The 21450-nt window shown below is 63.3% G+C and carries 16 protein-coding genes; 8 read left to right on the top strand and 8 right to left on the bottom strand.

The annotated features are described in order from the left end of the window. Window positions 1-35 precede the first annotated feature (35 nt). The 6 genes from gyrB to dnaA all read right to left on the bottom strand — a co-directional run bounded on the left by gyrB (window position 36) and on the right by dnaA (window position 8410). Entirely contained in the window at window positions 36-2123 is a 2088-nt protein-coding gene (gyrB, locus tag ACFUCU_RS04770) for a DNA topoisomerase (ATP-hydrolyzing) subunit B (protein WP_290257104.1), read from the bottom strand. A 436-nt stretch (window positions 2124-2559) separates the two neighbouring features. Next, window positions 2560-3117, bottom strand: a complete 558-nt coding sequence (locus ACFUCU_RS04765; RefSeq protein WP_364138067.1) for a DciA family protein — start codon at window positions 3115-3117, stop codon at window positions 2560-2562. Then, complete coding sequence (recF, locus tag ACFUCU_RS04760) at window positions 3110-4342, bottom strand: DNA replication/repair protein RecF (RefSeq protein WP_364138070.1); 1233 nt, start codon at window positions 4340-4342, stop codon at window positions 3110-3112. Before recF ends, ACFUCU_RS04765 begins: the two co-directional genes overlap by 8 nt. Before the next feature lie 22 nt (window positions 4343-4364). Continuing rightward, window positions 4365-5249 carry a phosphogluconate dehydrogenase (NAD(+)-dependent, decarboxylating) gene (gnd, locus tag ACFUCU_RS04755; RefSeq protein WP_290257107.1) on the bottom strand — a complete coding sequence of 295 codons (885 nt, stop codon included), beginning with the start codon at window positions 5247-5249 and terminating at the stop codon, window positions 4365-4367. 44 nt (window positions 5250-5293) lie between these two features. Then, the gene (dnaN, locus tag ACFUCU_RS04750; protein ID WP_290257108.1) at window positions 5294-6418 is read right to left on the bottom strand and encodes a DNA polymerase III subunit beta; all 1125 of its coding nucleotides are present in this window, start codon (window positions 6416-6418) and stop codon (window positions 5294-5296) included. 570 nt (window positions 6419-6988) lie between these two features. After that, entirely contained in the window at window positions 6989-8410 is a 1422-nt protein-coding gene (dnaA, locus tag ACFUCU_RS04745) for a chromosomal replication initiator protein DnaA (RefSeq protein WP_290257109.1), read from the bottom strand. A gap of 465 nt (window positions 8411-8875) precedes the next feature. Here dnaA and rpmH point away from each other — a divergent pair, with 465 nt between their 5' ends. The 8 genes from rpmH (at window position 8876) to ACFUCU_RS04705 (ending at window position 14630) form a co-directional block, all read left to right on the top strand. Next, window positions 8876-9013, top strand: coding sequence for a 50S ribosomal protein L34 (gene rpmH, locus ACFUCU_RS04740; protein ID WP_003800212.1), 138 nt, complete (start codon window positions 8876-8878; stop codon window positions 9011-9013). A 40-nt stretch (window positions 9014-9053) separates the two neighbouring features. Next, window positions 9054-9464: a ribonuclease P protein component gene (gene rnpA / locus ACFUCU_RS04735; protein WP_377971023.1), complete on the top strand. Its 411-nt coding sequence runs from the start codon at window positions 9054-9056 to the stop codon at window positions 9462-9464. Further along, entirely contained in the window at window positions 9457-9864 is a 408-nt protein-coding gene (gene yidD / locus ACFUCU_RS04730) for a membrane protein insertion efficiency factor YidD (RefSeq protein WP_377971021.1), read from the top strand. Before rnpA ends, yidD begins: the two co-directional genes overlap by 8 nt. A gap of 16 nt (window positions 9865-9880) precedes the next feature. Further along, window positions 9881-10858, top strand: coding sequence for a membrane protein insertase YidC (gene yidC / locus ACFUCU_RS04725; RefSeq protein ID WP_377971019.1), 978 nt, complete (start codon window positions 9881-9883; stop codon window positions 10856-10858). Beyond that, window positions 10858-11472 (top strand): protein jag, encoded by a 615-nt coding sequence (locus tag ACFUCU_RS04720; RefSeq protein WP_377971017.1) that lies wholly within the window; start codon window positions 10858-10860, stop codon window positions 11470-11472. Before yidC ends, ACFUCU_RS04720 begins: the two co-directional genes overlap by 1 nt. A gap of 17 nt (window positions 11473-11489) precedes the next feature. Continuing rightward, window positions 11490-12140: a 16S rRNA (guanine(527)-N(7))-methyltransferase RsmG gene (rsmG, locus tag ACFUCU_RS04715; protein ID WP_377971337.1), complete on the top strand. Its 651-nt coding sequence runs from the start codon at window positions 11490-11492 to the stop codon at window positions 12138-12140. Between the two features lie 85 nt (window positions 12141-12225). After that, window positions 12226-13293 carry a ParA family protein gene (locus ACFUCU_RS04710; protein ID WP_377971015.1) on the top strand — a complete coding sequence of 356 codons (1068 nt, stop codon included), beginning with the start codon at window positions 12226-12228 and terminating at the stop codon, window positions 13291-13293. Window positions 13294-13361: 68 nt separating this feature from the next. Further along, a complete protein-coding gene (locus tag ACFUCU_RS04705; RefSeq protein WP_377971014.1) occupies window positions 13362-14630 on the top strand; it encodes a ParB/RepB/Spo0J family partition protein in 1269 nt (422 codons plus the stop codon). 5450 nt (window positions 14631-20080) lie between these two features. Here the strand turns inward: ACFUCU_RS04705 and trxA are convergent. After that, on the bottom strand, window positions 20081-20407 hold the full coding sequence (gene trxA / locus ACFUCU_RS04700) for a thioredoxin (RefSeq protein WP_290257117.1): 327 nt from the start codon (window positions 20405-20407) through the stop codon (window positions 20081-20083). Window positions 20408-20443: 36 nt separating this feature from the next. Continuing rightward, window positions 20444-21403: a thioredoxin-disulfide reductase gene (gene trxB, locus ACFUCU_RS04695; RefSeq protein ID WP_290257118.1), complete on the bottom strand. Its 960-nt coding sequence runs from the start codon at window positions 21401-21403 to the stop codon at window positions 20444-20446. Window positions 21404-21450 lie beyond the last annotated feature (47 nt).

The raw sequence follows: 21450 nt of genomic DNA, 5'->3' as shown, positions 1-21450 counted from the left end.
TATATCGGGTCCGGGATATGCAGGGGGCGAAGCCGCTAGATATCGAGGAACCGAACGTCCTTGGCGTTCTGCTGGATGAAGTTTCGGCGGGACTCAACGTCCTCGCCCATGAGGACCGAGAAGATCTGGTCGGCCGCGAGGGCGTCATCCATGGTGACCTGCAGCAGCGTCCGGTGCTCGGGGTCCATGGTGGTGTCCCAGAGTTCGGTGTAGTCCATCTCGCCGAGGCCCTTGTAGCGCTGGATGCCGTTGTCCTTGGGGATGCGGCGGCCGGCGGCCTGGCCGGACACCAGCTTGGCGTCGCGTTCCCGGTCGCTGTAAACGTAGTCGTGCGGGGCGTTGGACCACTTGATCCGGTACAGCGGGGGCTGGGCGAGGTAGACATAGCCGTTCTCGATCAGCGGGCGCATGTAGCGGAACAGCAAGGTCATCAGCAGCGTGGTGATGTGCTGGCCGTCGACATCGGCATCGGCCATCAGCACGATCTTGTGGTACCGCAGCTTGGCCAGGTCGAAATCCTCGCCGATGCCGGTGCCGAAGGCGGTAATCATGGACTGGACTTCGGCGTTGCCGAGGGCCTTGTCCAGGCGGGCCCGTTCCACGTTCAGGATCTTGCCGCGCAGCGGCAGGATGGCCTGCGTCTCGGGGTTCCGGCCGCGCTTGGCGGAGCCGCCTGCCGAGTCACCCTCCACGATGTAGACCTCGCACTTCTGCGGATCCTTCGACGAGCAGTCGGAGAGTTTGCCGGGCATGCCGAAGGATTCCAGCGGGCTCTTGCGGCGGGCGTTGTCACGGGCCTTGCGGGCAGCCATGCGGGCCTGGGCCGCGGAGATGGCTTTGCGGATGACGTCACGGGCCGGGCCGGGGTTGCGCTCCAGCCAGTCGCCGAGCCCGTCGGTGACCACGCGCTGGACGAAGCCCCTGACCTCGGAGTTGCCCAGCTTGGTCTTGGTCTGGCCCTCGAACTGCGGTTCGGAGAGCTTGACCGAGATCACGGCGGTCAGGCCTTCACGGATGTCGTCGCCGGTGAGGTTGTCGTCCTTTTCCTTGATAATTCCCTTTTCGCGCGCGTAGCGGTTGATCAGGGAGGTCATCGCGGCGCGGAAACCCTCTTCGTGGGTGCCACCCTCGTGGGTGTTGATGGTGTTGGCGTAGGTGTGGACGCTTTCGGAGTAGGCGTTAGTCCACTGCATCGCCATTTCCAGGGCGATGTGCCGCTCGGTGTCCTCGGTTTCGAAGGCGATGACGTCCTCGTGGACGACGTCGACCTTCTTGCCGGAGTTGAGGTGCTTGACGTAGTCCAGCAGGCCGTCGTCGTACTGGTAGACCACGGTGTGGAATTCGGCCGGAACCTCGCCCTCGGTCTCGACGGCGTCGAGGTTCAGGTCCTCATCATTGGAGGTCTCCGATGCGGCGCGGCGCTCATCGGTCAGCGTAATGCGTAGGCCCTTGTTCAGGAAGGCCATCTGCTGGAACCGGGCCCGGAGGGTTTCGAAGTCGAATTCCGTGGTCTCGAAGATGCTGCCGTCCGGGTAGAACGTCTGCGTGGTGCCGGTCTCGGAGGTCTCTTCGCCCTTGACCAGCTCACCCTGGGGCTTGCCGCCGTCGGCGAAGGACATCCGCCAGACGTGGCCCTGCCGGCGGACCTCGGTGTTGACGCGGCTGGAGAGAGCGTTGACCACGGAGATGCCGACGCCGTGCAGGCCACCCGAGACCGCGTATCCACCGCCGCCGAACTTGCCGCCGGCGTGCAGGATGGTCATGACGACCTCGACCGTGGGCTTGTGTTCGGTGGGGTGCATGTCCACGGGGATGCCGCGGCCGTTGTCGACCACCTTGACGCCGCCGTCGGCCTGCAGCACGATCTCGATGTGGGTGCAGTAACCGGCCAGCGCCTCATCGACCGAGTTGTCCACCACTTCGTACACCAGGTGGTGCAGGCCGCGGGGTCCGGTGGAGCCGATGTACATGCCCGGACGCTTCCGGACCGCCTCCAGGCCCTCAAGAACGGTGATGTCGCTGGCCCCGTACTCGCGGGGAGTGACCGTTTCGGCGGGCGCGGCCGCCTGGCCGGTTCCGTCCGCGGTGTCCGCTGCCGGGATTTCTGCATTGTCGTTAGCCACAGGCGCTTTCGACTCCTCTATGTTCGTTGAAGGCCGGCCGCGGCCGTCTCCAAGGAAACAGCCACTGCCAACGGGCACGTCACTGACGGCGCCGGCGGCATGGCTGGCCGGGACCGATTCCACGCAGGAGAAACCGCGTCGGAAACGGACTCAGTCGACGTTGCATCGGCGCCCAGTTATCTTCCCTGATTCTACCGTGTTATAGGGCCGAATCCCGCATTCTGGCGGGGTAAACGCGGGTGTAATTGCCGTTGAGAGGCCACTGGCCCCGCCTGGAATGCTCTCGGGGTGTTCCGGATGGGTTCCTATACCGAACAGGGGCGTCTGAGCGCCCTACACGCCGTTTGTGGATTTTTCAATGGTTTTGGAACAACTGCTTCATACCTTCGGGCGGCGGTGCCGGTGGACCGCGTAGGGGTATGGCGCGGCGTGCGGCCTAGCCGTAGGTATCCCGGGGACCGCGGCCGTTGACGGTGCGGGCACCCTTCCGCCAGCTGGGGGCAGCGGGGCCGAGGACCTGGATGCTGGTGACGACGCCGTCGCCGAGTTCCACGCGGAATTTCTCCAGCAGGCTCAGGCTGAGCAGGCGCAGCTGGGTGGCCCAGGCGGTGGAGTCGCAGCGGACATGCAGGGTGGTGTCGGTGAAGCTCTCGGGGGTGCAGTGTGCCGAAATTTCCGGTCCGACCAGCGCCGGCCACTGTGCCATGACCGAGCCGACTGCCACCGGGGAGGTCCAACCGCGTTCGGCGACCAGCCGGCCCACCACCTTACCCAGGCCCAGGGGGTCCCGGCCGCTGCCATGGAACTGGCTGAAGCCCCGGGTGCCGGCGCCGCGGGCGGGTTTCTGGGTACTTCCGGGCTTAGGCGGCGCCTTGCGCCGGATCTCGCCCCGCGCGGCCGCGGCGTCACGCATGCGATTGAGCGCCGCCTGGGCGGCGTCGATGTCGTCGGGGTCGCGGCCGGGCTGCAGCGCGCCGTCGGTGTCCTTATTCATCGCCTGTCACTCGTGGCTTGTCCGGCTCATCGATGCCTCCCGGAATGACCTTTACCCGCCGGCCGGCGAGTTCCGCCGGGATGTCGCCTTCGACGGCGGCGGTCACCAGGACCTGTTCCGCGCCGGAGACTATAGCGGCCAGTTTACGCCGGCGCTGCACGTCGAGTTCGGCAAACACGTCGTCGAGGATCAGGATGGGGGCCGACCCGCCGGTCCGGGCGTCGTCGAGCATGACGTAGTAGGAGGCAAGCCGCAGCGAGAGGCACATGGACCAGGTTTCGCCGTGCGAGGCGTAGCCCTTGGCGGGGGCCTGCCCGAGGGTCAGGTCCAGGTCATCGCGGTGCGGGCCCACCAGGGAGATGCCCCGTTCGAGTTCACGACGGCGGGACGCCGAAAAGGCGCGAATGTACCGTTCGGTGAGTTCCTCCACGGTCAAGCGGCGCAGGTCCTCGTCCTGTTCCGCCGGTGCGGCGGCCACAGCGGATGCCACGGAATCGTAGCCGTCGCCGTCGCCGTCGAAGATTCCGTCCAGCGTGGAGCGGTACACCGCGCCGGCTTCCTTGGACCCGTCCGTGAGCTGGGCGTAGGCACTTTTCAGGTGCGGCAGCAGCAGTTCCACCAGCTCCAGGCGCGCATGCAGCAGCTCGGCCCCGGCCCGGGCCATGTGCTGGTCCCAGACATCCAGGGTTGCCTCGTGCCCGGCGGTGAACTTGCCCGCCCGGCCGGATTTGAGGAGCGCGTTGCGCTGCTTCAGGACCCGGTCGTAATCGCTGCGGGTGGCGGCGTGCCGCGGCATGAGGCTGACCAGCAGTTCGTCGAGGAAGCGGCGCCGGTTGGACGGGTCGCCCTTGACCAGGGCCAGGTCCTCGGGCGCGAACAGCACCGTCTGGCAGATCCCCAGGATGTCGCGGGCCCGGACCGGGTTGCTGCGGTTGATCCGGGCACGGTTGGCCCGCCCGGCGTTGAGCTCCAGCTCCAGCACCGTCGACTGCTCGCCGCGGACCAGGCGGGCCCGGATCATGGCCCGTTCGGAGCCGAAGCGCAGCAGCGGGCCGTCCGAACTGACCCGGTGCGAGCTCAACGTGGCGAGGTACCCGATGGCTTCCATCAGGTTGGTCTTACCGATGCCGTTGGACCCCACAAGGACCGTGACCCCGGGCTCGAGGCTCAGGTCAACCTGGGCGTAGCTGCGGAAATCCGTCAGCGAAAGCTTCTCTAGGTACACGCCGGGGTCAGGGTCCCTGAAATTACTTGGCGGGCCGGGTGGCGTGTCCGCCGAACTGGTGCCGCAGCGCGGAGACCATCTTCATCGCCGGGGAGCTGTCCTCGCGGGAGGAGAACCGGGCGAACAGCGCGGCGGTGATGGCGGGGGCGGGAACGGCGTTGGCGATGGCCTCTTCGACGGTCCACCGGCCCTCACCGGAATCCTCGACGTAATCGGAAATCGACTCCAGCCCCGGGTCCTCGTCGAGGGCCTTGACCATGAGGTCGAGCAGCCAGGAGCGCACTACGGTGCCCTTCTGCCAGGCGCGGAAAGTGCCGGGCAGATCGGTGACGATGTCCTTGGCGGCCAGGAGTTCGTAGCCCTCGGCGTAAGCCTGCATCAGGCCGTACTCGATGCCGTTGTGGACCATCTTCGCGTAGTGGCCGGCGCCGACACCGCCGACGTGGACGAAGCTGTCCGCCCGGTCACCTTCAGGACGGAGTGCATCGAAGACCGGCAGGGCGCGCTCGATGTCGGCGGCGTCGCCGCCGGCCATCAGGCCGTAGCCGTTCTGCAGGCCCCAGACACCGCCGGAGACGCCGCAGTCGGCGAAGTGGACACCCTTGGCGGCCAGCGCGGCCGCGTGCTTCTGGTCTTCGGTGAAGCGGGAGTTTCCGCCGTCGATGACCAGGTCACCGGCCTCGAGCTTGTCGCCGAGTTCGGTGATGACGGCGTCGGTGATGTCTCCGGCGGGGACCATGACCCAGATCAGCCGGGGAGCCGGAAGCGCGGCGATCAGTTCGTCGATGGTGGCTGCGTCGGTGACCTCGGGGTTGCGGTCGAAACCGGTGACCTCAATGCCGCCGTTCCGCAGCCTTTCGCGCATGTTGAAGCCCATTTTTCCAAGGCCGATCAATCCAATGTGCACGGGGATCTCTTTTCTGCGCGGTGGTACGGGTAAAGCTGGGAGGCTCAGTTCGGCAGGCGGACGGGCATGACCAGGTAGCGATAGTCGTCCTGGTCCTCGCCGTCGGCGTCTTTCTGGGCCGTGATCATCGCCGGCTTCGGTGCCGTGGTGAAGGAGAAACGCACGAACTTCGTCTCGATGACGCTGAGGCCTTCGATCAGGTAGTGCGGGTTGAAGGCCACGGTGATGTCCTCACCGGTGAGCTGGGATTCGAGTTCCTCGGACGCCTGGGCGTCCTCGCCGGTACCTGCGTCGAGGTGCAGCTGGCCCTGGGTGAACGCGAGGCGGACCGGGGTGTTGCGCTCGGCCACGAGGGAGACACGCCGCACGGCCTCGACCAGCTCCTGGGTCTGGACGGTGGCGTGAATCGGGGTGGAGTCCGGGAACAGCGAACGGATCTTCGGGTAGTCGCCGTCGACCAGCAGCGAGGTGGTGGTGCGGCCGCCGCTTTCGAAACCAATCAGCCGGCTGTCGTCGTCGGCCAGGGCCAGGTGGATGTCGCCGCTGCCACCAAGGGTCTTGGCCACCTCGTTGAGGGTCTTGGCCTTGACGAGTGCGCTGGTGGAGATGCCCGGGGTGGCGGGCTTCCACGGAACCTCGCGCATGGCGAGGCGGTAGCGGTCGGTTGCCAGGAGGGTGATCAGGTCATCCTCGATCTCCATCCGGACACCGGTCAGGATCGGCAGGGTGTCGTCCTTGCTGGCCGCGATGATGACCTGGGACACCGCCTGGGCGAAGGCGTCGCCGGGGACGGTGCCGCTGATCGGGGGCAGTGCCGGCAGCGGCGGGTATTCGGTTTCCGGCATGGTGGCCAGGTGGAAGCTGCTTCGGCGGCAGGAGAGCGTCACCTTGTTGCCGTCGGTTTCGATGTCAACCGGTGCGGACGGCAGGCTGCGGCAGATGTCGGCGAGCAGGCGGCCGGAAACCAGGATGGTGCCCTCGGTGCTGATGTCGGCCGGGATTTCCAGCCGGGCGGAGGTTTCGTAATCGAAGCTTGAGAGGCTCACGGTGCCCGCCTCGGCCTTGAGCAGCAGGCCGGACAGTACCGGAACAGGCGGCCGCGGAGACAAGGACCGGGCGGTCCAGGTCACTGCCTCGGCCAGGACATCCCGCTCGACTCTGAACTTCACGGAAGGGTGCCGCCTTTCATTGCTGCTGACATCGCTGGAACGGACCGGCCGGCGGGTGCCGAAGGCGCCGCCGGAGCTGGTCTGTGGTGGTCATGCGGTTCCCCGGACGACGTGTCCCGGATGCGCCGGGACGGCGCAGGGACACGGTGGGACCGGGGACGGACGCACAGCAGACAGCTTAGCCCCAAGATCCGGGTTCTCCCATCCCCGGCTTACATCGCTGTGGTTTCTGCCGGGCCCTCAGTTCGGCCTGGGCCGGATCGCGGTGGGGTGGAGGGAGATTGTTGTTTGAGGGAATTTCATTTTCTTGGGATTAGTAGTGTTAATAACTGCTGTGGAAACTGTGGATAACCCGGTCCCGGCCCGCCGATCCGCGGTTAAGCCCTGTTCATGAGCTGTGGGTCCGTCCGGTTTTAAACAGGGTGTGGATGGGGACAAGATTTTCGGCCGTTTCGTCGATCCACAGGCGGCTTAAGGGTTTTAAGCCCATTAACCGCCGTTGTCCCCTTAACTATCCACAGGCTTGTCCACAGCCCCCTGTTAATAAGGTATGAGTACGCGGATGCGGGGCTAGGAATTCCGCTGCTGCTGCTTGATCCGGTTGGTCAGTTCGGTGACCTGGTTGTAGATCACCCGGCGTTCGGCCATCAGTTCGCGGATCTTGCGGTCCGCGTGGATCACCGTGGTGTGGTCCCGGCCGCCGAGCTCCTGGCCGATCTTGGGCAGCGACATGTCGGTCAGCTCCCGGCAGAGATACATGGCGATCTGGCGCGCGGTGACCAGGGTCCGGGTCCGGGACTTGCTGCAGAGCTCCTCCATGGTGAGCTTGAAGTAGTCCGCGGTCTGGGTCAGGATCTGCGCCGAGGTGATCTCCTGGGCGCCGTCGTCGGTGATCAGGTCCTTGAGGACCATCTCCGCGAGGGCCACATCGACCGGCTGCCGGTTCAGGCTGGCGAAGGCGGTCACCCGGATCAGGGCGCCTTCGAGTTCGCGGATGTTGCTGGAGATCTTGGAGGCGATGTACTCGAGGGCATCGTCCGGGGCGGAGAGGCCTTCGCTGAGCGCCTTCTTGCGGAGGATCGCGATGCGGGTTTCCAGTTCCGGCGGCTGGATGTCGGTCAGCAGGCCCCACTCGAAGCGGGACTTCATCCGGTCTTCGAAGCCGGCCAGCAGTTTCGGCGGCTGGTCCGAGGTGATGACCACCTGCTTGTTGTTGTTGTGCAGGGCGTTGAACGTGTGGAAGAACTCTTCGAGCGTGCGGTCCTTGCCGGCCAGGAACTGGATGTCGTCGATCAGCAGGACGTCGACGTTCCGGTAGGTGGTCTTGAAGCTGGTGCCCTCGTCGTCGCGGATCGAGTTGATGAAGTCGTTGGTGAACTCTTCGGAGTTGACGTAGCGCACGCGGATCCCGCTGTAGAGGCGGCGGGCGTAGTGGCCGATCGCGTGGAGCAGGTGGGTCTTGCCCAGTCCCGAGTCACCGTAGATGAACAGCGGGTTGTAGGCCTTGGCCGGGGCTTCGGCAACGGCGACGGCGGCCGCGTGCGCGAACCGGTTGGAGGAACCGATCACGAATGTGTCGAAGACGTACTTCGGGTTCAGCCGGCCGAATTCGTGCGAGGTGCTCGGCAGCATGGGCTGCGGCTTGAGCTCGACGGCGGGATCGGCCGTGCGGGTCAGCTCCGGTGCCGCTTCGGGTTCGACGTGCAGGGGCACCAGTTCGGTGTCGACGTCAATCGCGCAGCGGATCTCGTCGGAGAAGACGTCCCGCAGTGCGTCGTCGAGGGCTTCCTTGACCTGGGTCTGGAGCACCTCTCGGGTGAGTTCATTGGGAACGGCCACCAGCAGTGTGGAGCCGATGAGGCCCTGCGCCTGGGCGAGAATGACAAAACCGCGCTGCCTGGGGGTAACCCGGTGGTCGTTTTCCAGGAGGCTGACCACCCGGCGCCAGGAGCTCCCGACGGTGTTGGCGTGGTCGGCTTCGTCTACCGTCATCAATGAATTCCTCAAACCTTGCTTGCTGGCGTTTCCGCAGCCGCACCGCCCGGGACTCGATGTGTGGTCCCGGCGTAATCCACAGGGTTGTACACAGACAGTGGATAATGGGCTACTGGGACACTCTAGGGGATGAAAAGCCCAGAAGATAGCTGGGAACTGACCTGTGGATAATTACACCGTTGTGGTTCTCTCCGGGGGCCTGTGATGTGCTTCATCCACAGGCCCGGGGGCAGGTTAGCCACAGCTGGGGATGATCGCCGGCGACCCCTCCGGTTTGACTCTGCAGCCGTTTTTCCCCTAACGTTGTGAAGTCCTTTGTGTCCGCTTTTCGCTTCATTGAAGCTCTCCCAGACGCCTGCGTCACCGGGAGCGGGGTAGCGGCACATACAAAACTTAGCGTCGGCCAGTTCTTCCCCTTTTTTGATCGGGTGGGCGCACCTTTGATCCACTGGAGTAACTAACGTGAGCAAGCGGACTTTTCAGCCGAATAACCGCCGTCGAGCCAAGAAGCACGGCTTCCGCCTTCGTATGCGTACCCGTGCCGGCCGCGCCATCCTGGCAGCCCGTCGTGGCAAGGGCCGCACCGAACTGTCGGCGTAAATACTGACTTATCGGTCATCACCCTTTTGCGAGTTGAGCGGTGCTAGCCACCCGGAACCGTCTGAGGACCTCTACCGATTTTTCAACAACTGTACGTTCCGGCGTCCGCAATGGACGCCGGAACTTAGTGTTATATACGGCCGCTTTACCTGACGGCGAACATAGCCGCATCGGCTTCATCGTTTCCAAGAGTGTCGGGAACGCTGTTGTCAGGAACCTCGTTAAGAGGAGACTGAGAGAAGCCGGTGCGTTGTCGCTGCGCACTTATCCCGTCGGATTTGCGATCGTCGTCAGGGCCCTGCCCGCGTCGGCGTCCGCCGGCTGGGAGACCCTGCGTAATGACTACGATGCCGCCTTGGAAGCAACCCTCAAGCGGCTGGCCGGCCGCGCGCCGCAGGACGTTGCCAAGGTTTCGAGTGAGACACCACAGGAAGGGACACCGCGTGCGTAATCGAGATGCCGCCGTCGTCCCCGGTCCTGCACCGCGTGTGTCCGCGGCCGCCGCCTGGTTGGGCCGCGCGCTGTGGCACCTGCCCCGCAACCTGATCATTCTGCTGTTGATGGCCTACCGCAAGGTTGTGTCTCCGCTGTACGGCCAGGTCTGCCGATTCTTTCCGAGCTGCTCCGCCTATGCGCTGGAAGCGGTGACGGTCCATGGGGCGGTCAAGGGCACCTGGCTGGCGGCACGCCGGCTGTTGCGTTGCCACCCATGGAATTCCGGCGGTGTGGACCATGTCCCCGCCGGTCACCGGGAGTGGCCCGCCGGCCACACCCCCCGAATTGTCGTGCTGAACAACCCGGACAAGTACCTGGCGGCACAGTCTGATGGAGAAGGCCGCCCCGCGGCCTGACGAAGAGGAATAACGTATGGACATCTTTGGAGCAATTCTGGCCCCGTTCAAGTGGCTGGTATCGGCCATCATGATCGGCTTCCACGACGGACTGAGCTTCATTGGCCTGCCTGCAGCCAACGGCTGGACCTGGACCCTGTCCATTATCGGCCTGGTGCTGGTCATCCGCGCCGCGCTGATCCCCGTCTTCGTCAAGCAGATCAAGGCCCAGCGCGGCATGCAGCTCCTGCAGCCGGACCTGAAGAAGCTCCAGGACAAGTACAAGGGCAAGACCGACCAGCTTTCCCGCCAGGCCATGGCGCAGGAACAGATGGCGATGTACAAGAAGCACGGAACCAACCCGTTCTCCGCGTGCCTCCCCATGCTGATCCAGATGCCGTTCTTCTTCGCCCTCTTTCAGGTGCTCTCCGGCATCAGCTCCGCCAAGGCCGGAGGCACGGGCATCGGTGCGATGAACATCGACCAGGTCCGGCAGTTCGACGAATCCAGCATCTTCGGTGCTCCGCTGTCCGCCTCGCTGTTGCACGGCGGAGCAGGCGGCAACGACGTGGCAGTCTGGATCCTCTCGATCGTCATGATCCTGGCGATGACCGCCTCGCAGTTCATCACGCAGAAGCAGATCATGGCCAAGAACATGTCTGAAGACGCCATGGCCAGCCCCTTCATGCGTCAGCAGAAGATGATGCTCTACATCCTGCCGCTGGTCTTCGGCGTCGGCGGCATCAACTTCCCCATCGGTGTCCTCATCTACTGGACCACCACCAACCTGTGGACCATGGGCCAGCAGTTCTTCGTGATCCGTCGCATGCCCACCCCCGGTTCCCCCGCCGCCAAGGCCCTGGCCGAGCGCCGTGCCGCCAAGGGCCTGCCCAACCTGCCCCTGCTGGGTGCGAAGAAGGCCGACGCCGAGGCAGAAGCGGAAGCCGCTGCCAGCGCCGCCGTCGCCAAGAGCCAGCGCGTCCAGCCCCAGCGCAAGAACAGGAAGAGGAAGTAATGCCTGCCGAGAGCACCGACCACGCCATTGCCGCCGAGCCGCTGTCCCAGGAAGACGTCCGCGACGAGGCCGCGCCCAGCAACGACGCTGAACCCCCGGAGGCCACGGATACCGAAGCCGGCCAGCCCGCGGGCAAGAGCAACACCGCCAGCCGCTTGGAGGAGGAAGGCGACGTCGCCGCCGACTACCTCGAGGAACTCCTGGACATCGCGGATATCGACGGCGATATCGACATCGAGGTGCGTAACGGCCGGACCTACATCTCGATCGTGGCCGAGGAGGACAACTCCGGCCTGGAGAACCTCGTGGGACGCGACGGTGAGGTGCTGGAGGCCCTGCAGGAACTGACCCGTCTGGCCGTCCTCGCCGCCACGGAGAACCGCTCCCGGCTGGTCCTGGACATCAACGGGTACCGCACGGACCGTGCCGGCGACCTGCAGCAGATTGCCGAGGATGCCATCGCTTCCGTCAAGGAGAGCGGTGGTCCGGTGGCGCTGAAGCCGATGAGCGCTTACGAGCGCAAAATCGTGCATGACGCCGTCGCGGACCTAGGCTTCGTCAGCGAGTCCGAGGGCGAGGGTGCCCAGCGGCACATCGTTGTCTCCGCAGAGTGACTCCGCAGAGCAGCATGATGGTGGAGATTACCGCGGCCGAACTCATGGCCGCCGAAGCGATTTTTGGTGACCGGCTGGACCTGGCCCGGCGCTATGTGGAGCACCTCGCCACGTCCGGTACCGAACGCGGCCTGATCGGCCCACGTGAGGTGCCCCGACTGTGGAGCCGGCACGTGCTGAACTGTGCCGTGATCGAACGTGAGATTGCGCCCGGCAAACACGTGGCCGACGTCGGCAGCGGAGCCGGGCTCCCGGGGCTATGCCTGGCCATCGCCCGTCCGGACCTTGAACTGACACTCATCGAGCCGCTGGAGCGGCGCGTGATCTGGTTGCAGGAAGTGGTCGATGACCTCGGTCTGGACAACGTCACGGTGATGCGCACCCGCGCCGAGCTGGCCGTGGGACAGGTCGACGCCGACGTGGTCACCGCGCGCGCGGTATCTGCCCTGACCAACTTGGCCGGGCTTACTATCCCGCTGCTCCAGGGCAAGGGTGAAGTCGTGGCCATCAAGGGCCGCAGCGCCGGTGAAGAGATCGAAAAAGCCGCAAAGACCATCCGCAAACTGGGGGGCGTGGACACGTCCGTCGTGGTTGTCGGGGAGGATCTCCTTGAGGAGCCCACCACCGTGGTCCGCATCGTAGTGAATAAGCCCCTAAAGAAGGCGTAGCGTCCGCCCGGCGCCCGCTGTGTTGAGGGGTAAGAGGTTAGGCTAGTTACCGGCAGTCAACGCCGAGCGAGAGTGAGAGTGTCAAGTGAGCAGTAGCGAAGCCTCCGCGCAACGGATTCCGCCGTTTGTGTCCCTGGGGTCTGCACGATCGTTCATGGCGCCTGCTGCCTCTCATTCCTCCGCCATAAGCAAACCTTCTTCGGTTGCAAGCAGTGCATCTTCGTCGTCGGTTTCACGTGAAACCTCGACGATGTCTACCGGCAATGTACTGGATTCGATTGATGACTCCAGCCCGATTGCACGGGAACTCGCCCACGAAAACAAACGCCGGGAGCGCCTCCTGGGCCGGCAGCTGCCAAAGCCGGAGAAGACCCGCATCTTCACCGTGTCCAACCAGAAGGGCGGCGTCGGCAAGACCACCACCACGGTGAACATCGCCGCAGCGCTGGCCGCGGCCGGGCTCAACGTGCTGGTCATCGACATCGACCCGCAGGGCAACGCCTCCACCGCCCTTGGCATCGAACACCATGCCGATGTCGACAGCATCTACGACGTGCTTATCAACGATGTTCCGTTGCAGGACGTTGTTGCACCGTGTCCGGACATCGCCAAGCTGATCTGTGCACCGGCCACCATCCACCTGGCCGGAGCCGAGATCGAGCTCGTCAGCCTGGTGGCACGGGAGCAGCGGCTCCGCCGGGCGATCGATGTATACGCCAAGGAACGCGCCAAGAACGGCGAGGAGCGGCTGGACTACATCTTCATTGACTGCCCACCGAGCCTTGGTCTCCTGACGGTCAATGCTTTCTGCGCCGCCAGTGAAGTCCTCATTCCCATCCAGTGCGAGTACTACGCATTGGAAGGACTGAGCCAGCTGCTGAAGAACATTGAGATGATCCAGAAGCACCTCAATGCCGACCTGGTGGTCTCGACCATTCTGCTGACCATGTATGACGGCCGTACCAACCTCGCCGCCCAGGTGGCCGCCGAGGTTCGTGAGCACTTCCCCGAGCAGGTCCTGAGTGCCGTGGTTCCCCGCTCCGTGCGCATTTCGGAGGCACCCAGTTACCAGCAGACGGTCATGACCTATGACCCGTCGTCCAGCGGCGCGCTGTCCTACTTGGAAGCCGCCGCTGAAATCGCCGAACGTTAGAATCTTCTCAACAATTGCACTAGCCAGAGCCGGAGCATGCCGCGCTCTTCCAATGGAGGGATTTATCCATGAGCGATAAGCGACGCGGCCTGGGCCGCGGACTTGGCGCACTGATTCCAAGTTCCGCCTCGGCTAACGCCTCCGGAAACGGTGCGGCCCCGTCCCGGCCCGTGGATCTGTTTTTCCCGCCGGCCAGCAAGCGCTCCGGCGAGGCGCCGGCTGTCGAGGAAGCCCCGGTAGAGGCAACCCCTGATGCTGCTGCCCCCGAGTCTGCTGCATCCACATCTGCTGGGCCGGAGGAGACGACGACGTCCCGCTCGGCTGCGTCGGACACGACCACTAAGGCAGCCACCCGGAAGCCTGCCGCCGCGGCGAAGGGTAAGTCTGCCGCCCCGGCTGGTCCGGGCACATCCTCGCCGAATCGTGCAGCGGCCTCCAAGGTGGTAGCCGAGGCTCCTGCGCTTGAAGAGACTGAGCTCGATCTTCCGTCTGCCGATAACGGCGTGGATCTGGTTGCGGTCCCTGGCGTCCGCTTCGCTGAAATCCCGGTCGGCGATATCCACCCCAACCGCAAACAGCCGCGATCTGTCTTTGATGAGGACGACATGGCGGAGCTCGTTCACTCCGTTCGTGAAATCGGCGTCCTCCAGCCAATTGTGGTCCGAACTTCAACCGAAGAAGGTGGAGAACCCTACGAGCTGGTCATGGGTGAACGCCGGTGGAGGGCAGTACAGGCCGCCGGCCTCGAAACCATCCCCGCCATCGTCCGTGACACCACCGATGATGACCTCCTTCGGGACGCACTGCTTGAAAACCTTCACCGCAGCCAGCTCAACCCGCTGGAAGAGGCCGCTGCATACCAGCAGCTGCTGGAAGACTTCGGTACCACTCACGAGCAGTTGGCGGACCGCATCGGCCGGTCCCGTCCGCAGGTGTCCAACACCCTGCGTCTGCTGAAGCTCCCGCCGTTGGTGCAGCGCCGTGTTGGAGCCGGTGTGCTGTCGGCCGGGCATGCCCGCGCCCTGCTGGCACTTCCGGACGCCGCCGCGATGGAACGGCTGGCCCAGAAGATTGTTGCCGAGGGCATGTCTGTCCGGGCCACTGAGGAGGCCGTCACTCTCTACCAGAGCCCCGCTGCCCCGGCCAAGAACAACATCCCCCGCCCCGGTGCACGGCACGAGCGCTTGGACTACCTGGCATCGTCGCTCTCGGACCGTCTGGACACCAACGTGAAGATCTCCCTCGGTGCGCGCAAGGGACGCGTCAGTATCGAGTTCGCCAGCGTGGAAGACCTGAACCGCATCATGGATGTTCTGACACCGGGTAATCCGACCTAGAGCTTTCATTCATCTTTGAGAGGGTCCGTTTCGTGTGAAACGGGCCCTCTTTTGTGCGTCCATCGCCGGCTGGTTGGTCTGATTGTTCGTGGCTATGGGTGGTCATGACGTCCACACTGGGTGCGAATCCCTCGTTCGTACCCACCAGTGTCACCGGTAGTGAAAGTACGAGCCTGGTGGCAGCAACGGCATGTCGGTTGGCATAGCCGGTTCAAGAAATCCTACGTACCGGCCTACGCGCACGCAGTAGCTTGGGTGATCCTGGTTTTCCTTCCGGGTTGGGTCGATGAGGCCACCCAAACCGAGGCTTTCTTGTGGGCGTGCGGCGGCGCGGTGTGGTGCTTGGCGCACGCCCGAGGGGCCTTGGAGTCTGGGTGCGCCCCGTCGGCTGCGTGCCGGGCCCGGGCGTCCATGTCCTGACGTCAGACCGGGTTGCGGGTTCACCGGATGATGATGACTATGGAGAGGGCTGCTTATATCCCCCCGATGTCGCTTTCTAGCCCTCTTCGAGCTGAACGTGGGCGGTGGATGCCTTCCTGCTTCTGCAGCGCCGTACCCCGCCTCCTGAGCCTGCCCGAGGAGCATTGGGTTCCCCTCCCGACTGTGGTTCTCCGGGCGGGGTCGAGGCGATTACAGTCCACCGTTGGCCCCCGCACCCCGCTATTCGTCGGTTTGGCCAGGCCAAAAGCTCGTTGGGCGGCCTCGGCAGTACTCATCTCATGCCACTTAGCTTTGAACTTGTTCTGAGGTGAGGTGTGCGTCTGGTTTTCTTGAGGCGCTTCCGGGTGATTGGTCGCTATTCGCGCTCGGTAGTCTGCGGCAGATTTGCTGTTGTTGCTCGGGTGCTCATCCCCTGTTTGGGGCGCCTAGGCGTTCTGATGTTAGGGGGCCTTAGTGGCGATCAAGAGATACTGAGGGATCAACCAAGGCAGCCTTCGGCTTGCCTCCATTTGGGGCTGCTGTTTTCGATGCTGTTTCACGTGAAACAAGGTCCCCGCCCATGAGCCTGATGAGTGGATTGATGCTTAATGGGCCAGGTTCCGAGACGTCGGCGTACATATTGCGATGTAGGTCCTCCCTCAGAGTTCCGAAAGGTCTGCAGGCGCGATGTGCTGTGGCCTCCTTGGACAGGTGGATCCACCTCTCTTCGTTCCGCAAACAACGTCGCAGTTCCGCGAAGGATAGGTCTCGACTACAAGCGCGAAGACCGTGGATGAAAGGCCTGGAGCCTACAAATCAATCATGGATCTGTGTACATGTTTCACGTGAAACGGTTTGCGTCGGCTCGATGCTACTGTCCTAGAATCCAGGTCCTAGGCATCCGTCCCGACGGGAGGCTGAGGTGCTGTCCGGGCGGGGAGGCTGGGCCGCCTACTGACGGTCTCCCGGGATAGCCACGGCGCTACCTTTAGTACTAGGGCGACCTGGCTTCAGACTTGGGTCTGCAGGGCGCTCAAGGAGGTGTGCGAGCTCCTGGGCTCGTCGACGCTCTGACGCCCAACCCTGAGTGTTGTGCGCTCCTGAACCTATGGGTGCCACCTCGAGTCTGATTAATGTACTGCGGCATCAGTGGGCTCCGGCTACTGAAGATTGCCTCAGCGACCGAGAGCGGATCCCGCAGAGCATCTTCCGACTAGCCGACTCTCGTTCCGCGCCGCACTCCCCCTGCTTGTTCTCGCCAAAGTGCTCTCGATGGGATCATCGTGCTCGGCGGGTGCATCAGTGGCTTGTACAGACTGCCCGTGGCTAGGTCGTGGCCTTTTGTTCTCATGTGCGGTACTGATCTGCGGCAAGCGCCAGGTATCGGGGTCAGCTGCCCAGTCCTGACTGGTGATGTTCGAAGAGGCGCATAGAGCAGGCAGCCTGGGACAACATGCTTGCTGGAGTCCCAAGGCTAGTTGACGGATGTCGGCTCCTAATAGGCAAGGTCTATTCAGGGCCGCGCAATGGAGAGTCTCCCCCACGACTTCCGACTTGGGACCTCGGACCTCAGAGCTCCGAAACCGAAACCCAGAGTCGGATGCCGGACCACGGACGCTGGCCCCCGGACGCCGGATGCCGGCCCCCGGACACTTGCCCCCGGACGCCGGACGCCGGACCACGGACACCGGACCACGGACACCGGCCCCGGGACGCCGGCCCGGGGAGAACCGAGTGCGGATCTTCGACCCAAGCACGTGGACGGCCGAGCCACACGGCGGACTCCACACCCCGGAAGCCGGCTCCCCTGCCCGCGGCGGCTGAACTCGTAACCGGGGCCGACGATATCTGGATGGGAGTTGCTCGTCAGGTTTGTAAGGCATGGCCAATATCAATACCGGCAAGACGGTGAGCAGGTAACGACGACTAACGGCGTGCCGTCGGAGGGTGGATGTCATCGATGAGTCGCCAGTGATTTCCAGAACTCGGTAGCGACGGTTTCGCGTTTTCCTGAGTGGGTTGAATCGGTACCGGCCGAGGGCGAACTTCGCAGCCATCACCACAGGTTCTGAGAGCCAATTTGCCGGTGGATATTGCTGTGGATAACTTTGTGGAAAGATCGGCGGACATCGTGGTCAAATGGGTCTCAGATGTGAGTACCCGAGAATATTGCTTGGGGTGAAGTAAGCGGTGGGAGTAGCCGCGACAGCGCTTGTTTCACGTGAAACACTGCCGCCGGGCAGAGTGCGGCCGAATACCCCCAGAACTGGCCGAAATCTCGCCACAAATGGGTTAACTTTCCGCCGACGGCTCGGCCATCTAACAAAACAAACAACTCCGTTTCTCCACGAGACGGCCCTCTCCTCATCTGCGAGATTGGTCCGGGCCGACCCGCCCTCAAGGGGAACTGTTGATGAGGCATCGCAAGGCTGTGGATAAGACTGTGTGCAATCTCTCGGAGGACTGTGGATATCGCTGTGGATAGCCACACTGGATATCCACGCTTGGAGACGCCCGAGAATGGACATGGTGATTGAATGCTGGCGCCCGTTGGCGCTGATATCCACGGCTGTCACCGTTACAGCGGGGCGGCCCCAAGACTTCGCCGTAGGGTTTCGGGGCCTCTGGGCTGAGGGATTCGAGCATAGGGCTGCCGGCGCAGATGCTCCTGCACGCCCCCTGTGTCTATGGAGGGAATGGTCAATACAGTCGAGTGAGCGACGGCAATCTAGTTGCTACCGGCAATGTCGATGGCGCCTGAGATCAATTGCCCGAACTGGCCCCTCTGCGACGCAGAGTGACCAGCAAGAGATGGTTCGGTAAGGGCCAGACGAATGGACGGCGTCCTCAGTCCGATGCGTCGCCTCAGGCAAGTTCCGTTGGGATGCGCCAGTCCTGCTGAGGTACATGGCGCTTCGGGTTAGCCACGACCAGGACGGGCTCCCCCGGAATGGCAGTCGGCCGCTCTCATGGGGGCTTGTCGTGTGTTGCTCAGGATGATCTGGCCCTGGGGACGAGTGCCTCGCGCGGGCGCCAGGCCCACACTGATGCCGCTAGCAGAACACTACGTGCCCAACTGGCGCAGCCGACCTATAAGGGTGAGGGGCACCCAGGTTGGATGACAAGCGACCAACCTCGGCTCGGCTTGAACGGACCCATCCTGCTGTCCTCCCCAGAGAGCACTGTGGTTCCGTTCATTCCCTGAATCGAGCGCGTAGCAGGATTTTTCTCGTAGGTCCCTATGGTCAGGTGGGTCCCTGTCGGAAGTCGGTTGCGCAAGGAATTCATAGCCGCCATCGACCTGGGGGCTCTACAGGCTAGTTGTCGATACCAAGATGTTGGGGTCCCTCCAACACCTTTACACCGCAGCAGGGCGGGAAAGTGGAGCACGGCCGTGAATGCTCATGGCTACCGATCCCCCACCTGGGGCCATTCGCTAAGTGCGTGGGCGTACGCGTCCCTCTAACCCAACCCCGCCGAAGCTTCTCAACTTCACCTGATCATCCCGTAACTGACGGTTACCGCCGTCGGCTTGAATACCTGATCATTTCCAGCTGACTGCCCGGTGTCATGAGGTGGACCGTCGTAGGTCGAAGCGGCCCACAACTCGCGCCTTTGAAGGTCCCTGAGCAGTATCGGGCCTGGATAGGTGGATCACCCGAAGCAAGGCTGAGGATTAGCGCTTCAGCCTGGGTAGCGTACTCCCACACTTACAATGGCCTCCCTGATCCTCCGGTTTCGGGCCGACCGTTGGATTCGCCACTGGGAGCACTGCCCTCGTATCACCCTCGTCGTCTGCTGGGAGACTCGCTCTGCCCCTCTCGCCGCCCACCCCCCTCTGGGCACTGGGATGGGTGGAGGTGGTGACTGGGAAGGGTTGTGAGGGTTTCACGTGAAACAAGGATCGGGCATGGTCTGGATGGTCATTTTCACTCCGGAACCTGATCCCCGGTACCTGCGACCGCGGTGGGGTTGCTTTGATGTCCTGCCTCCGGAGGCCTACCTCCACAGGGCTTCCCACTACTGGCATTGGACGTTTCACGTGAAACAGGCCCAAACAGATGAATTGACTCGTCTCGCGCGCCAGCAGCCGCCGCGTACACCCTGGCCGTGCGTGACTAGTGGGGCGGCAGTTATGCCCTGATGAAAGAAGTGAGTAGAGATGACTAAGGGTAGATTGCTCTCCGATAAGAATCTAAACCGTATTTGTTAGATGATAATTATTTCGGAGCTTAGAATGTGGTTGGCATGGCAGTGATCGGGGTTCCTGAATCAAAGATTCAGTTCTTCTGCGGGGCTGATCACTTCTCTAGAGGACTGGAGCAGATGGACGAACCGGATTAAGATGTCAGAAGGCAGTCCAGCGGCTTCGATCCAGGCGACCTCAGCCCAAACGTGGCTGAGATGGGTCCAATCTGCGGCGAACTCACTCCCTGGTATGCGAGACTCAAGGAATGCCGCCAGGAGTGCCACCAGCTAGTTCAGGGTGACTCGAAATGTACGCACAAGCCCTGGTCATGTTTCACGTGAAACAGTGAATTGTCACTCCAGTTCCGGACAAGTGATGCTCCGGAAGGTTGCGGCAATATGAGTTCAGTTGCGGTGAGTCGGTTTTCGTCCGCCGGAGCCCAGTGCTGCTACTGCATGTTTCACGTGAAACACGACGGTGTCGGCACTCCGCAGGACGGGTAATAGCGCCAAGGTGTTGGACAACCAAATGGATCAATTCCTTGATTCACCGAAAAAATTGACCTGCTTGTCGAGGTACTCCTGGTGACTCTAGTACGCAGCCCCCGTGACATTGGGTTTCTGGGGCTCTAAGGAAATTTACTCTGCATATACCTTCGTATTCGGTTGATATCCAACCGGTAGAACGCTCACTCTGCTGAGTGAAACCAAGCAGCCAGGAGAAAACAGTCGCGCGAACCGCGATATCTCTCTCATCGGAACAGAAACGAAAGGGCGGCCCTCCCCTAGTGGGGAGAGCCGCCGTCGTCGTGCTGAGACCGGCCGGTGCCGGTCAGGAGGAACTAGGACAGGACGTCCGCAAATTCCTTCTCGAAGTACTGCTTGGGGCGGGCGCCGATGACGCTGCCCTTCACTTCGCCACCCTGGAAGAGGTAGACGGCCGGAATCGAGGTGATGCCGTATTCAGCCGCGATGGCCGGGTTGTCATCGACGTTGACCTTGACCACGTCGACCTTTTCGCTGTACTCGACCGAGATCTCGTCCAGGATGGGGCCCAGCTTGCGGCATGGGCCGCACCATTCGGCCCAGAAGTCGACGATGACCGGCTTGTCGGAAGCGAGCACGTCGGTGCTGAAGCTTGCGTCTGTTACGTCTTTTGCGTTGCTCATAACCTTGTCCTTTTCGTGGAGGGGTAGCGTGCTGTTCTAGGCGACCGGAAGGTCTGCGAGGTAGTGCTCGACGTCGACGGCGGCGACACAGCCGGAACCGGAGGCGGTGATGGCCTGGCGGTAGGTCGGGTCGATGACGTCGCCGGCGGCGAAGACACCCTTGACGCTGGTCTTCGAAGACCGGCCCTCGACGGCGATGGTGCCCTCCGGGGTGAGATCCAGCTTGCCCTTGACCAGGTCAGTGCGGGGATCGTTGCCGATCGCGACGAAGACGCCGGTCACGGCCAGCTCGGACTCGGTGCCGTCCAGCAGGTTCTTCACCCGGAGTCCGGTGACCTTGTCGCCACCGAGGACATCCTCGACGCCGGTGTTCCAGACGAAGTTGATCTTCTCGTGGGCCAGGGCGCGGTCGGCCATGATCTTGGACGCGCGCAGCGTATCGCGGCGGTGAACCACGGTGACGGAGCGGGCAAACTTGGTGAGGAAGAGTGCCTCTTCCATGGCGGAGTCGCCACCGCCGATCACGGCGATGTCCTGATCCTTGAAGAAGAAACCGTCGCAGGTTGCACACCAGCTGACGCCGTGGCCGGAGAGGCGCTTTTCGTTGGCCAGGCCCAGTTCGCGGTAGGCGGACCCGGTGGACAGGATGATGGACCGTGCGCGGAAGGTCTCCCCCGTCGCAATGGTGACGGTCTTGATGTCGCCGTCGAGGTCCAGCTCTGTGACGTCCTCGAACTGGATCTCCGTGCCGAACCGGGCAGCCTGCTTCTCGAAGTTCTCCATCAGGTCAGGACCCATGATCCCCTCGGGGAACCCTGGGTAGTTCTCGACGTCGGTGGTATTCATCAGTTCGCCACCGGCGGTGACGGAGCCCGCCAGGAGCAGCGGCTTCAGGTTGGCGCGTGCCGTGTACACCGCGGCGGTGTAGCCGGCCGGCCCCGAGCCGACGATGATGACATCACGTACTTCGGACGCGGTGTTTTCTGCGTTGCTCACTGAACGGTGAACCTCTTCCTTTGTCGATGCACCCGCCAGGTTGGCCG

The organism is Arthrobacter sp. NPDC057259 (assembly GCF_042668995.1).
In the GTDB taxonomy this organism is placed as follows: Bacteria; Actinomycetota; Actinomycetes; order Actinomycetales; family Micrococcaceae; genus Arthrobacter.
The sequence above is the reverse complement of the archived record's forward strand: the minus strand, read 5'-3'. Positions and strand labels throughout refer to the sequence as shown.